This window comes from Micromonospora sp. CPCC 206060 (assembly GCF_036906895.1).
In the GTDB taxonomy this organism is placed as follows: domain Bacteria; phylum Actinomycetota; class Actinomycetes; order Mycobacteriales; family Micromonosporaceae; genus Micromonospora.
Window position 1 is genome coordinate 1 of record NZ_JBAKHU010000019.1, and the last position, 14,819, is coordinate 14,819.

Annotated in this window: 13 protein-coding genes; 7 read left to right on the plus strand and 6 right to left on the minus strand. The window is 68.6% G+C overall.

Annotated elements, in window-relative coordinates; translation table 11 throughout:
• Positions 1–31: 31 nt before the first annotated feature.
• From V6U90_RS14620 to V6U90_RS14630, 3 genes are all read right to left on the minus strand, one after another.
• Positions 32–1,438 (minus strand): nitronate monooxygenase, encoded by a 1,407-nt coding sequence (locus V6U90_RS14620; protein ID WP_334435987.1) that lies wholly within the window; start codon positions 1,436–1,438, stop codon positions 32–34.
• A gap of 501 nt (positions 1,439–1,939) precedes the next feature.
• Positions 1,940–3,721, minus strand: a complete 1,782-nt coding sequence (locus V6U90_RS14625; RefSeq protein WP_334435803.1) for a family 43 glycosylhydrolase — start codon at positions 3,719–3,721, stop codon at positions 1,940–1,942.
• 291 nt (positions 3,722–4,012) lie between these two features.
• The gene (locus V6U90_RS14630) at positions 4,013–4,285 is read right to left on the minus strand and encodes a WYL domain-containing protein (protein WP_334435805.1); all 273 of its coding nucleotides are present in this window, start codon (positions 4,283–4,285) and stop codon (positions 4,013–4,015) included.
• Between the two features lie 61 nt (positions 4,286–4,346).
• Between V6U90_RS14630 and V6U90_RS14635 the strand changes: the two genes are divergently transcribed.
• The gene (locus V6U90_RS14635; protein ID WP_334435807.1) at positions 4,347–4,931 is read left to right on the plus strand and encodes a DinB family protein; all 585 of its coding nucleotides are present in this window, start codon (positions 4,347–4,349) and stop codon (positions 4,929–4,931) included.
• Positions 4,932–4,951: 20 nt separating this feature from the next.
• On the opposite strand, the gene V6U90_RS14640 is transcribed toward V6U90_RS14635, so the two are convergent.
• The 3 genes from V6U90_RS14640 to V6U90_RS14650 all read right to left on the minus strand — a co-directional run bounded on the left by V6U90_RS14640 (position 4,952) and on the right by V6U90_RS14650 (position 9,117).
• Complete coding sequence (locus V6U90_RS14640) at positions 4,952–5,230, minus strand: DUF2255 family protein (RefSeq protein ID WP_334435809.1); 279 nt, start codon at positions 5,228–5,230, stop codon at positions 4,952–4,954.
• A gap of 115 nt (positions 5,231–5,345) precedes the next feature.
• Entirely contained in the window at positions 5,346–6,875 is a 1,530-nt protein-coding gene (locus V6U90_RS14645; protein WP_334435811.1) for a chitinase, read from the minus strand.
• A gap of 181 nt (positions 6,876–7,056) precedes the next feature.
• The gene (locus tag V6U90_RS14650) at positions 7,057–9,117 is read right to left on the minus strand and encodes an FAD/NAD(P)-binding protein (protein WP_334435813.1); all 2,061 of its coding nucleotides are present in this window, start codon (positions 9,115–9,117) and stop codon (positions 7,057–7,059) included.
• Positions 9,118–9,610: 493 nt separating this feature from the next.
• Here V6U90_RS14650 and V6U90_RS14655 point away from each other — a divergent pair, with 493 nt between their 5' ends.
• The 6 genes from V6U90_RS14655 (at position 9,611) to V6U90_RS14680 (ending at position 14,805) form a co-directional block, all read left to right on the plus strand.
• Positions 9,611–10,573, plus strand: coding sequence for a methionine ABC transporter ATP-binding protein (locus V6U90_RS14655; RefSeq protein ID WP_334435815.1), 963 nt, complete (start codon positions 9,611–9,613; stop codon positions 10,571–10,573).
• Entirely contained in the window at positions 10,573–11,235 is a 663-nt protein-coding gene (locus tag V6U90_RS14660) for a methionine ABC transporter permease (RefSeq protein WP_334435818.1), read from the plus strand. The genes V6U90_RS14655 and V6U90_RS14660 overlap by 1 nt, the downstream gene beginning before the upstream one ends.
• Before the next feature lie 41 nt (positions 11,236–11,276).
• Positions 11,277–12,095: a MetQ/NlpA family ABC transporter substrate-binding protein gene (locus V6U90_RS14665; RefSeq protein ID WP_334435821.1), complete on the plus strand. Its 819-nt coding sequence runs from the start codon at positions 11,277–11,279 to the stop codon at positions 12,093–12,095.
• A 49-nt stretch (positions 12,096–12,144) separates the two neighbouring features.
• Positions 12,145–12,504, plus strand: coding sequence for a hypothetical protein (locus V6U90_RS14670; RefSeq protein WP_334435823.1), 360 nt, complete (start codon positions 12,145–12,147; stop codon positions 12,502–12,504).
• Positions 12,505–12,595: 91 nt separating this feature from the next.
• Positions 12,596–13,552: an aldo/keto reductase gene (locus V6U90_RS14675; RefSeq protein ID WP_334435825.1), complete on the plus strand. Its 957-nt coding sequence runs from the start codon at positions 12,596–12,598 to the stop codon at positions 13,550–13,552.
• Positions 13,549–14,805, plus strand: coding sequence for an amidohydrolase (locus tag V6U90_RS14680; protein ID WP_334435827.1), 1,257 nt, complete (start codon positions 13,549–13,551; stop codon positions 14,803–14,805). Before V6U90_RS14675 ends, V6U90_RS14680 begins: the two co-directional genes overlap by 4 nt.
• The last annotated feature ends 14 nt before the right edge of the window (positions 14,806–14,819 follow it).

Consider the following 14,819-nt stretch of genomic DNA (forward strand, 5'->3'; position numbering starts at 1 on the left):
TATCGACCATGACCGCACCACGTGACCACTATCAGTAGTCAGAACCTTGCGCGGAATGGCTCAGTAGGTACCCGACGACATCAGCGGCGGCGTAGTCCTTGCTCTGCCGGGTCAGGTGAGTCAGAACGGACAGGTCCTGCCCGAGGGTCACCAGCGGTGGCTCCAGGTAACCGTCGGAGCGCCGCTGGCCCAGGCCGACCGTGGCGAGCAGACCGTTGCACAGACACCGGCTACTGACTGTGTCGTCGACCGTTCCGCCTTTGCGCACGTACTCGTCGACCGGTTCTGCGGGGCAGCGGTAGCCGACCGTGCCGTTGGTACGGCGAAACGGGGTGCGCAGGTAGCCCAGGTCGCACAGTCGTGGCCGGTCGGCGTAGATCCGTTCGTCGGCGATGGTGCCGGGCAGGGACACAACCTTGAAAGGGAAACCCGTCGGGGAGGCCCGGACGTCGTTGCGCACGACCAGCGCTTCCTCGGCCGCCTCTCGAAGCAGCCGCTGTTTCAGGCCGTCGTCGAGTCCGGATTCGCGGCACAGCGCGAACGCCGTGCCGACCTGGATCCCCTCCGCGCCCGTAGCCCGGGCCGCGACCAGCTGCTCCGGGCTGCTCTGCCCGCCGGCCAGCCAGAACGGCAGGCCCAGCGCGGCGACTTTTGGCAGGTCGATACGGTCGCGTGGTCCGTACACCGGCTCGCCGTCGTCGTCGAGGGCGAGCCGGCCCCGCGGCCGGGCGCTGTGCCCGCCGGCGACCGGTCCCTCGAGGACGAAGCCGTCCGGGCAGGTCGTTGCGTCGCGGGCGAGGTAGACAGCCAGAGTGGCGGACGAGACGATAGCGAGCAGCCGGGGCCGACGCAGCGGACCCACCGTCTCGCCCAGCACCTCCTGCGGGTTGAGGGTGACGTGGTGATCTTCGGACGGTAGGGCACCGTGCACGGTCACGGACAACCGGGCGGGTTGGTGGACGGCCAGCGCGTCCAGCAGGCGGGGGATCTCCGTGGGCAGGCCCGCGCCCATCAGGACGTAGTCGACGCCGGCGAGCATGGCTCCGTACACTGCCGCCGGGGTGGCCGTCTGGATCTTCTCGAGATAGTTGATCCCGACCAGACCGTCATGGCCTTCCTTGGCAAGAAAGACTTCGACGAAGTTGGCGACGACGGTCAGCTGCTGCGCGTGGCATTGGGGTCGCAGGCCGAGTTTCGGTACTGGGCGCATCGGACGGTTGTCGGGCAACCCGCCGGAAACGAAATAGCGGTCCAGCACCGCCTGGGCCAGCGCGGGGATCGGGAACTGGGCCAGGGCACGCCGGACGTGACCACCGTCGTCGCCCTTCTGCAGGCGCCGTGCGAGTAAGGCGTCGAGTGCGACGCCGGAGACCACGCCCAGTTGTCCGGTGCGGGCCACTGCCCGGGCCAGCCGCCAGCTGGAAACGCCGACGCCCATCCCGCCCTGGATGATCGCTGGGGATCGGACCGGGTGCGGCGCCGTGATCGAGGCGCTCACCGGCGCTCACTCGTGGCCGACACGCCGGTCCACACCGGCAGGATGCTGGTCACCTCGCACGCAGGATCTGATGCCGTACCCGCCACCACAGCGTTTGCCATCCTTGATCTCCCGTCCTCGCCCCGGCGGCATCATGTTTCTCTCGATGCCCGTCACCCATTCGATGGGCCGTGCGAAGCTTGCGGAAACGCCGGGTGGCTCTGACAGAGGCATAAGTCCCGTCAAGTGGTGTCCTTCGCATCCGGGTCCGGGTGCCAGGACCACGGGTCGCTGTAGAGGGCCAGCCCGCCGGCGCTGGCCGCCGTGACGGGACCTTGGACCCTGATAGTGACCGTTGTGCCGCCTACCGCAGCGACCGCTACCAGATCCTGATGCACGTGAGCGGGCCCGCCGCCCCGGTGAGACTGCGGGCCCCGATCACGTCAGCGTCGGCTCACCGGATCAGATGAAGATCGTGCGGGCCGGGTCGAGGAAGTCGATCGCGATGATCTGGGCGGCACCGTACGGCATGGTGTCGAAGCCCTTGTAGTTGTGCCAGGCCTTGATCTGGCCGTTGGTCTGGATCAGGGCGATCTCGGATCGGCCGTCGTCGTTGAGATCCATGAACCGCACCCTCGCGGGGTCGGTGAAGCCGGTAGCGAGGATGACGGTGTAGCCGTACGGCGAGGCGGCGAAGCCGAGGTCGTTGTGCCAGGCCTTGATCTGGCCGTCGGTCTGGATCTGGATCAGCTCGGCCTTCCCGTCGTCGTCGAGGTCGGCGAACCGTACCCGGGCCGGGTCGGTGAATCCGGCCGCGATGACGACCGAGTTCCCGTACGGCATCTGAGCGAAGCCGAGGTCGTTGTGCCAGGCCCTGATCTGGCCGTCGGTCTGGATCTGGATCAGCTCGGCCTTCCCGTCGTCGTCGAGGTCGGCGAACCGTACCCGGGCCGGGTCGGTGAATCCGGCCGCGATGACGACCGAGTTCCCGTACGGCATCTGAGCGAAGCCGAGGTCGTTGTGCCAGGCCCTGATCTGGCCGTCGGTCTGGATCTGGATCAGCTCGGCCTTCCCGTCGTCGTCGAGGTCGGCGAACCGCACTCTGGCGGGGTCGGTGAACGAGGCTCCGATGATCGCGGCGGCGCCGAACGGCATGGCGTCGAAACCCTTGTAGTTCTGCCAAACCTTGATCTGCCCGTCGGTCTGGATCAGCCCGATCTCGGCGAGGCCGTTGCCGTCGAGCGAGGCCTGCCGGCTTCCGCCCTGAACCGGTAGACCGTTGACCCAGCTGAGGTCGATCGAGTACATGTGCCTGCTGCCGTCCGCAACCTCGGCGTGCATCACGACCTTGTCGCCGCCGCCCAGCCCGTCCTGGGCGGTCACGACGTCCGCGCCACCTGGGCCACAGAGTCCCGTGTTGGCCTGGGTCATGAAGGCATTTGGCGCCGCCGTCCAGGGGCCGATGACCGCCGGCGCTGTGGCGTACGACGTGTAGTAGCCGCAGCTGGCGAAGGATCCACCGGAGTAGAACAGCACCATCTTGTCGTCACGCTGGACCAGGTCCGGCGCCTCGATGATCTGGCCTGCCGGAACGGTCAGCGTCGCGGTCGTCGGACCGACCAGGGTGGTGCCGTTGTTGGTGATCTGGCTGACCCAGAGCGTGGACGGCTGGTTGATGGCGTTGCCGTCGTTCTTCCAGGTGAGGTAGCGCGTTCCGTTCCGCGCGACGAAGGTGTTCGCGTCGATGGCGCCGCCCTGGCTGAGGGGGCAGATGAGCGGACCCGATCCGTAGGGCACGAACCCCCCGATCGGCGAAGTCGCGAGCGCCACGCCGATGCACTGACGACCGGAGGCGGCGTGGTGGGCCGTGTAGGTGAGCGTCAGACTGCCGTCAGGGTTGGGTTGGACGTCGGGAGCCCAGGTCCTGCCGGCGACGGCCCAGCTGCCGGGCCCGCCCGGCATCGCGTCACCGAGGACCTGCCACGGCCCGTCGATGGTGGGCGCGCTGGCTACCGGGAGGTGCCTGAAGTCGTTGGTGGCGTAGGCGTACCAGGTCTGGCCGATGCGGACCACGTCCGGGTCGGCGAACCCTTGTGCGATGAGTTTCCTGGGGCCTTCGGCTACGGCGGTGACGGCACTCGGGCCTGCCACGACCGGCGCGGCCGGCACGACGAGAGTGAGGGTGGCAAGCACTGCGAACAAGGTCGCGTGGGCCTGGCTGCGGCGGATGGGCGGGATACGCATGGCGATCTCCCTTCGGGGTCGGCCGTTGTTTGTCTGCGGCACGACCAAATACTGGGCTAGACCGGTATCTTGAAGGTCGAACTAGTTGTTGTCAATGGCTCGCTATGCACAGTGACCCGTGCTCTTGCGCCCCACCGGCGACCCCTGTCTGTCAGGCTGAGGCGATCAACCGGGACACCGGCGACGAGGAGCGGGGACGATCCCCGCGTGCGGGAAACAGGTCTTGGCCGCTCAACTCGGCTCGCTGAAACGGTTGCGTCCACGGGTGTCGAGCAAGGACTGACCGGCCGGTCAGCCGGTCCCGGCCACCGCCGCAAGGCGGCAGGCGAGCAGGGCGGCGGCCTCCCGCAGCTCCGGAGGCTCCAACACCTTGGCGTCGAAGCCCAGCCGGGCTACGTGCATGGCGAGCCAGTCCAGATCCTCCCCGCCGACGACGAGCACGCACCACCCGTCGCGATCGTCCTCGACGCGCCCCACCTGGGGCGGCACCAGCTCCCGCACCCGGTCGGGCCGGGCGTGCACTCGCATCCGGGCGAGATAACGGTACGGCGCCTCGACGGTCACGCGCTCATCGTTCGACAGAACAAGGAACGATCCTGTCCGCTATGTGCGGGAGGCTGGAACCATGACCGACCAGAACTGGAACCCCCTACTCCGAGACCAGCTCGCCTGGCACTGGACCAACCAGCTGCGCGATCGCCTTGACGGACTCACCGACGACGAGTACTTCTGGGAGCCGGCGCCCGGCTGCTGGAGTGTGCGCCCGCGCGGCACCGGCGGCGCCCCGGTGCAGGCCGGGTCCGGCTCGATGACCATCGACTTCGCGATGCCGGTACCCGACCCGCCACCGTTCACGACGATCGCCTGGCGACTCGGGCACGTGATCGTCGGCGTGCTCGCGGTGCGTAACGCTGCGCACTTCGGTCGCGCGCCCACCGACTACCAGTCGTTCGAGTACGCCGCGACCGCGGCTGCGGCGCTGGCGCAGCTCGACGCGGAGTACGCCATGTGGCTGGCCGGGGTCGAGTCCCTCGGCGAAGCCGGCCTCGCCCGCCCGTGTGGGGAGGCGGAGGGACCGTACGCCGAGCGTCCTCTGGCAGCACTGGTGCTGCACATCCACCGCGAGCTGATCCATCATCTGGCCGAGGTGTGCCTGCTCCGCGACCTCCACCTGCACACCCGCCAGCAGACCCGGCGGGAGGCCAGCTGAGATGGACCGCGACGTCCAGATCACCTTCCACTGCGCCGACCCGGGCCGGGTTGGCGGCGTTCTGGGCCGAAGCGTCGCCAGCATCGTGAGTTGGAGCCGGACCACCACCGACCGCCCCAGTGCAGCTCATGGGTCTGTACCGGACCAAGGGACGTGGAGCGCAGGTAAAGGCCGCCGCCGTCGCGGACGATCCACATGGTGACCGGGTGGCGCAGACTGTTGTCACGGCGTTCGGAGGCGAGGTCCAGCTCGTCGGCTTGGGCGATGATGGTGAGTTCGTCCAGGGTCCTACCGGGCATCGTGGTCGAGGCCGGTGAGGCCGTGACCGCTGTTCAGGTAATGCCGGGAGCGGTGGCTCTGGCTGGCCCGTCGTGGTGTGCGTACGGTCCCGTGGCCGGTTGCCGCGGCGTCGGGTCAGGGTAGGGTCCGTAGGAACGGACCGTGGTTGAGCCGGAACTCCCAGGCGTAGTACCGGTCCCAGTTGATCGACCAGGTCATCAGCCCACGGAAGTTGGGGTTGGTGCCGCTGCGGGGCGTGTACCCGCCGCAAGCCTGGCCGCTGACCAGGCAGTTCACCGCCTGTTGCACGCCGGCCGGGGCGACGTACCCGTTGCCGGCGCTGGTCGAGGAGGGCGCGCCGAAGGCCACCTGGTCCTCGCGTAGCGCCGGGAAGACGGCGCTGGTGTTCCCGGCGACGGGGAACCCGGCGAGCAGCATGTCGGTCATCGCGATGTGGAAGTCGGCGCCGCCCATGGTGTGGTACTGGTTGTCCAGCCCGACGATCGGGCCGGAGTTGTAGTCCTGCACGTGCAGCACGGTGAGGATGTCCCGCAGGGCGTGGATCACCGGCAGGTACGACCCGGCCCGCGGGTCCTGGCCGCCCCACGGGCCGGGCCCGTAGAACTGGTAGCCGAGCTGCGCGAAGAACGTCTCGGGGGCCATGGTGAGGACGAAGCCCGTGCCGTAGCGCTGCTTGAGGGTGCGGATCGCCGCGATCAGGTTGACGATGACCGGGGTGGTCGGGTTGCGGAAGTCGGTGTCCCCGGGGTTCAGGTAGAGGGAGTGGCCCTCGAAGTCGATGTCCAGGCCGTCGAGGCCGTACCGGTCGATGATCGCGGACACGGACCGGACGAAGGTGTCCCGGGCGGCGGTCGTGGTGAGCTGCACCTGCCCGTTCTGGCCGCCGATGGAGAGCAGCACCTTCTTGCCCTGCTGCTGCCTGGCCCGGATGGCGGCGACGAACTCCGCCTCGGTCTCCACGTTGGGGCACTCGGTGACCGGGCAGAGCTGGAAGCGGATGTCGCCGGAGGTGACCGAGGTGGGTTCACCGAAGGCGAGGTTGACGATGTCCCAGTCGGCCGGCACGTCGGCCATCCGCAGGTAGCCGGAGCCGTTGGCGAAGCTGGCGTGCAGGTAGCCGATCAGCGCATGTTTCGGCAGCCCGGTGGTGGGCGGCGTGGTCGGCGGGGGAGTGGTGGGCGGCGGCGTGGTCGGTGGGGGAGTGGTGGGCGGCGGCGTCGTGGTGGGCGGGGTGGTCGGACCGCCGCCGCACGGGGCGCCGTTGGGGGTGCAGTTGGTGGGCGATCCGGACCCGGTGGCCAGGAACCCGAACGACACCGAGGCCCCGGGGGCGATGGTGCCGTTCCAGGACCGGTTGGTGAAGGTGTGTCGCTGGCCGTCGCTGCTGAGGGCGGCGTCCCAGTACGAACCGAGGGTGGTGCCGATGGGCAGGGTGAAGGCGACCTGCCAGGAGGTGATGGTGCTGGTGCCGCCGTTGGTGATCGTGTACTTGCCCTCCCAGCCGCTGCCCCAGTCGGCGGTCTTGTCGAAGCTGGCGGTGGGCCCGGCGGCCAGGGCCGGGCTGGCGAGGGCCACGGCCGCCGCGGCAGCGGTGGCGAGGGCCGCGAGGGCGGCCAGGAACGAGGTACGGGTGGTGCGCTGCATCCGGTCCTCCCGGTACGGGGTGGGCCGCCGGACGTATCGACGGATGTGCAATTATTAGGTTTGTTAACTGTAGTTGTCCAGGGGCGTTGTCCCGGCTCCGACGCGGCGCTGCCCGGCCGTGCCCGGCTCGGCGTCGCCGAGCCGCACGGTGTCGCCGTCGGAAGCGGGGGAGACGCCGTTGTCAACCGTTGAACGTCGGCGAAACGCGGCTTCCTCTCGACGTACGGACGGAGGTAGCGGCATCGGCCGCCACCCGCAGGGCGCTACGGGCCACGCGGTCGGTCTCACGCAGCATCGTGGGATCGGTGCGCGGCATCGGGCTGATGATCGTGTCACCCATCACCTCGTCGAGGGGGATGCCGGCGACGTGGAACGCGGCGTCGCGCGTGCCGTCGGGATGGACCAGTAGCCCCGTCTGGGGGTCGACATCGAATCCGCCGGTGGGGTACCGATGCCCGTCGCGTCCGTGGACGCTGAATGGACGCATGCGGCCCGCCGCCGCGAGCGAGTGGGTGAGGCTGTCGGCGCTGGCCGTGGCGTCGTGTGCGTGCATCCACGCGTCGATGAGCACGGGACTGGTGACGGCGGAACCGGCGACGGCGGGCGACTCGGCGCGGAAGAGGCCGAGGTCGTCGTCGGCGATGACGTGCGCCGCGGGGCCGATGAACCTGACGAGACCGGCGTCCACGAGGGCCAGCAACTGTCGGCTGCGAAAGGCCGGCGGGCCGCTGCCGACCATGCCGCCGAACGCCTGCAGGGTACGGAAGCCGCTTGCGCGCGACTCGGCGTCGAAGCCGCCGAACGTTCCGATGACGTTCGCCAGCTGTCGCGCCGCGCTGATCGACCACAGCCCGGCCTTGATGGCGCTGTCCCGTCCCTTTGCCGACTCGGTGAGGTCGTCGGCCATGTAGTCGGCGACCCAGGCGGTGAAGGTCTCGGGGTTGGGGAACGCTACGCGGACCGGCGACATCGCTGCCGGCAGGTCGAAGCGGTCCGTGGCGTCCGGAACGTGTGGCGCTATCGCGGCGTCGAGCGCCGACGGCCGGCCTTCGGTGGCATCGATCGTCGCGAGGACCGTGGTCAGCGGGGCGGCGAACGCTTCGGGGCGCACGCGGTGAAGCGTCTCGTAGTAGTCGACGAATGCGTCCTTGACGATGAGCGGCCACAGCTGACGGTCGAAGTCGATGGGGCGTGGGATCGTCGACCAGTCGACCGACCGCAGGTAACGCTGCGGCGCTGCGGGTGGCAGTGAGCCGTAGAGCGACTTCGCCCGGTACGGGACGCCCCGGTGGGAGGTGACGTACATTTTCGGTTCGCGTCCCGACGGTTCGTAGCGCACGCCCGCCCGGGTCAGCGAGTCGTCGACGAACCGCCCACCGCGGCCGATGGTCAGCAGCGCCATCGCGTCGAAGAAGCCCATCCCGAGCCCGCGTACGATCGCGGTTGCCCCGTCCGGAACATCCCCGAGGGCCTGGTCGATCGGGTTGTCGGGACGTACCCACATCATCTCGGGATGCCTGGCCAGCACCGCCAGGTAACCGTGCTCCTCGTCGGTGTGGTCGCGCGGCATCCACCCGGTCGCGGCCACGACGGCATCGCACGCGAGCACCTCACCGGTGTTGAGTTCGATGAGCTGGCGCCCGCCGTCCTCGCGTATGCCGACGGCTCGCGCCAGGTGGGTGGCAACCGTCACGCGCTCCGGCATGGTGTGGAGTGCCCGCTCGAAGCACCAGCGGATGTACTCGCCATAGAGTGATCGGCTCGGATGGGATGCGACCGTGATCGCCTCAAGCTCGTCGCGGTAGTCATCGACGAAGCCCGGGCGGACGGCAGCGGAGGCGAACGCGGCGCGGTGGGCCGGATCGATGTCTGCCACCTGGATCGCCGACGACGGCGACGGGTACGCGGCATCGAGTGCGAGCCGGCACCACTCGAACAGCGTGGGTCCGGGGACGACCGGGCCGGCCATCGTCACGGTGTCATCGGTGAAGAGTGTCACGGCCCCCGCGAGGGTGTTCATGCACATCTGGCGCGTTTGGTCGGTACGCCAGATTCGACCCGCACCGAGTTGAGTGTCGTCAATGACGTGTACGTCGAGGTGGTCGATCTCGGTGAAGTCGGCGAGATTCGCACCGATCCGCTCGATCAGGGATACACCGCGGGGACCTGCGCCGATGAGCGCGATGACCGGGCGGGCGGGGCGAGTTGTCCATAGTGGACGAATGTCTATGAACCGGGTCACAGGTATACCCTACTTCGTCGCTAGGTTTAATAGAGTTGCGGCATGGTGAACTTGCTGGTCATCCGGCACCCGCGAGCAGTGCCGCGGCGCGACGCTGGCGGGACGGACCACGTGGCTGCCCCCTGGTGTCATGACCCGGACCCGCCGCCTCGATGTCGGTGAGGTCGATGCCGTCGACGGCGCGCAGCGTGCCGCCGACCCGGCGGCGATCGGGTCTCCGGCAACGTCGAGGGCGGGCTGGGTCAGGTTAACTCAGGGGCATCGGGGGCGCTCTCGGCGAGAGTAACCCACCGTTATGCCGGCGGTTGACTTCCCGTCGCCTGACTTCCCGTCGCCGATTTTCGACGGATGAAACACGGATGAAACACGGTGTCGGCGACGATGGGCCGCACGAGGTTCAACCAGGGGCTGGTCACCACACCGGCGCGCTGTCGCCAGCCCTTTTCCGGATTGTGTCGAGGTTGAAACGAGCGTGAAAGGAAACGCAGCGACGGTGATCGAGTTCCGCGACCTGAGAAAGTCCTACGGCGATCACGTCGTGCTCGACGAGATAAATCTGCAAATCGACCAGAGGGAGATCTTCGGTCTGGTCGGCGTGAGCGGCGCGGGGAAGTCCACGCTGCTGCGGTGCATCAACCGGCTCGAGGAGATCGACAGCGGCAGCCTCATTATCGACGGCACGGACATACGCGCCCTCGGCGATCGGGACCTGCCGCAGTTCCGCCGCCGGATCGGCATGGTGTTCCAGCAGTTCTCCCTGATGGAGCGCAAGAACGTCTACGACAACGTGTACTTCCCGCTCAAGTGCCAGGGCGTACGCAGAGCAGCCGCCGACCGGAAGGTGCGCGACCTCCTCGATCTGGTCGGGCTCGGTGAGAAGCTCAAGGCGCTGCCCCGGGAGCTGAGCGGCGGGCAGAAGCAGCGGGTCGCCATCGCGCGGGCGCTGGTGAACGATCCGACGATCCTGCTGTGCGACGAGGCCACCTCCGCGCTCGATCCGAACATCACCGAGGCGGTCCTCGACCTCCTCAAGCGCATCAATGGCGAGCTCGGCCTCACGATCGTCGTGGTGACCCACGAGGTGGCGGTCATGAAGTCCGTATGCACCCGGATGGGCCTGCTCAGCGACGGGCACCTGCGCGCGGAGGGGGCCGTTGAGCACTTCTTCCTGGAGAACCCGGAGCTGCTGGGGGACTTCATCCGCGACGCGGGGCGTCGCCCGGAGGTCGCTCCCGGCACCTCGCTCGTCCGGGTCGTCCAGCGGGACGCCGCGGGGACCAGTCTGCTGTCGCAGCTCGCCATCCGCACCGGCGTGCCGTTCGAGATCTCGTGGGGCGGACTCGACCGCTACCGGGACCGGGTCTCGGGATCGTTCCTGCTCCAGGTGGCCGACGCCGATCTTCGCGCGGTGTGCGAAGGCCTGACCGCTCTCGGGGCCGACTGGAAGGAGATCTGATGTACCAGTACGAGTTTTCCGAGCTCTTCGAGCGGATCATCCTGCCCGGGCTGCTCGACACCATCACCATGCTGCTCGGCTCGTTCGTCACGTGCACCCTCGTGGGGTTCACGCTCGCGCTGGTCCTGGTAACGACCGACACGCACGGGCTTCGACCCAACCGGACGGTCCACGAGATCGTGAGCACCGTCATCAGCATGCTGCGGTCGGTGCCGTTCATCATCCTCGCCATCTCGATCATCCCGCTGACCCGCCTGGTACTCGGCACGTCGATCGGCGTGTGGGCGGCGGTCTTCGCCATCACATTCGCGGGCAGCCCGCTGATCGCGCGGCTCCTCGAAAGCGCCTTCAAGGAGGTCAACCCGAGCCTCATCGAGGCGGCCCGGTCCTTCGGCGCGAGCGACCGGCAGATCACCTTCCGGGTCATCGTCACCGAGTCGGTACCGGCGGTCGTCTCGCAGATGACGCTCGGCGTGATCTCGCTGCTCGGCTTCACCGCGGTGGCCGGCACGATCGGCGCGGGCGGCCTGGGCGCCGTCGCCCTGACCTACGGCTACCAGAACTTCAACGACCAGATCATGTACGGCACCGTCGCGATCCTGGTCGTCATGGTGATCGGCATCCAGCTCGGCGGCAACGCCCTCTACCGCAAACTCCGGTAACCCCAGCCCCATCATTTGCCCAGCACGAAAGGCAGCACCCCATGAGAAACCCCCTCAGGAGAGCGATCCCGTTCTTCGTCGTCGCCGCCCTGGCCGTGTCCCTCGCGGCCTGCTCGTCCGGCTCCGACTCCGGAGGCGACGGCAAGACGGTCAGGATAGGTGTACTGGCCCGCGAGGAGCCCGACCTGAACTTCGTGGCCGAGCGTCTGGCTCAGCAGGGCTACACGATGAAGGTCCAGGTGTTCGACGACAACATCGCCATGAATCGGGCCACCGAGGACGGCAGCATCGACGCCAACTTCTTCCAGAACGCCAACTACCTCAAGAGCTACAAGGACAGCAACGGATCGTCGCTCACCACCTACGGCCCCTGGCTGCAGACCACGGCCGTGCAGTTCGTCTCGAGCAAGCACGACTCGGCCGACGCTCTCCCGAACGGCGCGCGCATCGGCATCGCCAACGACTCCGCGAACCGCGCCCGCGAACTTCAGCTCCTCGCCGCCAACGGCCTCATCGAACTCGCGAAGGGCGTCGAGGCACCCACGATCCTCGACGTCACCGCCAACCCGAAGAACCTCCGCTGGGTTGAGGTCAACCCGCGCAGCAAGGCCGCCGCGTTCCCCGACCTGGACGCGATGACCGCCCCATCGATCACAGTCTACCTGATGAAGGACCCCTCGATAAAGGCCCTCTACGAGGAGGCGCCGGAGGTCTACGGCACCTACGGCGGCACGCTCTGGGTCGTCAAGGAGGGCTACAAGAACACCGCCTGGCTCGACGTGGCGATCGCGTTCATGCAGTCCGCGGACTACAAGACCTGGATCGCGAATACCTACAAGGGCCTCAAGAAGACGCCCTGAGTCCTCGCCCGCCCATCGAACCGCAACCCCCCCCAGAAGGGAAAACACCATGGTCAGCGTCGTCGGCATGACCGATCTCCCGCTCGACAAGGTCGATCTCCCCACGTTCGTCGACGAAATCGGGCGTGCGGCGCGGACAGCGTTCGAGCTGCCCCCGCACATGCGCAGCGTCTACCTCGTGCCGCTGCCACCCGAGAACTGCACGGTGAAGGACGGCTACGAGATCACGTTCTTCCTGTACACGGCACCCGGCAAGAGCGTGGAGCTCAAGCGCCGGATGGTGAAGGTGCTCAACGATGTCGTCCAGGCCAAGGACTGGGGCGACACCGTCAAGGTGGTGGTCATCATCAAGGAGCACGCCGCCGAGAACGTCGGCGTCGGCGGAGTCCTTCGCCTCGACATGACCTGACACCGGCCGACCCATCTCGTTGATCGAGTTAGTCCGAGAGGAACATCGCATGAAGTATCGCCCGATCGGCCGGACCTCGCTGAAGGCGTCCGTGGTCACCTTCGGCGCCATGGGCATCGGCGGCGGATTCCGCTACCCGGATGCCGACGACGCGGTGTCGGTCCGCGCCGTACGCGCCGCCCTCGACCGTGGTATCAACGTCATCGACACCGCGCCGGTTTATGGATTCGGTCACAGCGAGGAGGTGATCGGCGAAGCCATTCGCGGTCGTCGCGATGACGTCATCATCGCGACCAAGTGCGGGCTGTGGTGGGGCGACGACGAGGGCAGCTACCGCTTCACGTGGGACGGGCACGCCGTCAAGCGCAACCTCAGTCCGCGGACCATCCGGATCGAGGTGGAGGAGAGCCTGAGCCGGCTCGGCACCGACCGCATCGACATCTACTACACCCACAACCCGGCGATGCCGCCGTTCATGACGCCGATCGAGGACACGATCGCGACGCTCATCGAGCTGCGCGACGAGGGGAAAATCCTCACGATCGGTGCGTCGAACTGTCCTCCGGAGGACGTCGAGAGCTACCTCGCGCACGACGCGATCGAGATCGTGCAGCGCAGGTACAGCCTCCTCTCCCGCGGGGTACGCGACGACATCCTGCCGCTGTGCGCGTCGACGGGACTGTCCCTGCACGCCTACTCACCCCTCGCGAACGGGCTGCTGACGGGCGCGTTCACCAGGTCCGCGCCGCCGGCGCGCGAAGGCTCCCGGCGTGACGACCCGCTGTTCGGTGACCGCTTCGGACCGGCCATGGACCTCGTCGAGGGACTGACCGCCGCCGCCTCGTCCCTGGGTACCACCCCCGGTGCACTGGCGATCGCCTACCTCCTCGCGTCGTCGGACGCCGTCAACGTCATCTGCGGCATCCGGCGCGAGTCGCATCTGGACGACATCGTCGCGGGCGCCGAACTCGACATCGACGCGAGCGTCATGGCCGTCCTCGACGAGCTGGCGGAGACCTTCGAGGCAACGGCCCCGGTGACGGCGTGAACCGGTCGGCGCGGGCGGCGGGTCCCGCAGGTGCCGCCCTGAGCCGGCTCTGGAGCGGGGGACGGCTGGCCCCGTCGCTGTCCGTCTATCACCACCTGCATGCCCATCCCGAACTGTCCGGACAGGAGCACCGGACCGCCGAGTTCGTCGAGGCGCGACTCGCCGACCTGGGCATCGAGACGTTCCGGTGCGGCGGTACGGGCGTCGTCGGCATCCTGCGCAACGGGGAAGGCCCCGTCGTGGCATACCGCGCGGACCTCGACGGGCTCCCGATCCAGGAGGAGTCGGGCGTGGCCTACGCGAGCACCGACAAGGGCCAGCTGCCGGACGGATCGGTGTCCGGGGTGATGCATGCCTGCGGCCATGACCTGCACACGACGGTCGCGCTCGCGACCGCCGGCGTGCTGGCCGAGAACCGGGCCGCCTGGGCCGGCACCGTCGTGTGGATCTTCCAGCCGGCCGAGGAGACGGCCGCGGGGGCGGCGGCGATGGTCGACGACGGTCTGTGGGAGAAGGCTCCGCGTCCCGAGGCGGTGCTGGCGCAGCATGTGACCTCCCTGGCGAGCGACCAGGTGCGGATCGGCGTCGGGAACGTCATGAACCTCGGCGACTCGTGGCGCGTGCGACTGCGCGGACGCGGCGCACACGGGGCCCGCCCGCACGAGTCCATCGACCCGATCGTGCTCGGTGCCCACCTCGTCACCCGCCTGCAGACCGTCGTCTCCCGGCAGGTGGAACCCGGGTCCCCGGCCGTGGTCACCGTCGGCACCTTCCATGCCGGCACCAAGGAGAACATCATTCCCGACGAGGCGACCCTGTCGCTCAACATCCGCACGCCGGATGCCCAGACGCGGGAGACCGTACTCGCCGCCGTCCGGCGCATCATCGCCGCCGAGGCGAGCGCGAGCGGCGCGCCCGAGCCGGAGATCGAGGAGATCAGCCGCTTTCCCCGGTGCTTCAACGCGCCCGAGCAGGCCGGCGAGGTGGCGGTGGCCCTCGATGCGGTCTTCGGGTCGGACAACGTCGCGCGCGACCTGCGGGCGACCGGCAGCGAGGACGTGGGTTGGCTCGCCGACGCGATCGGCGTACCGCTCGTCTTCTGGATGTTCGGCGCCTACCGCCCCGGCCGGGAGCCCGGCGACATGCCGTCGAACCATACGCCGCACTTCGCCCCGGAGCCCGAGTACGCGATCCCCGCAGGGGTGCGCGCCGCGCTCGCAGCTCTCGGTACCCGTCTCGACGTTCCGTCCTAGCCCCCGTACCGCAG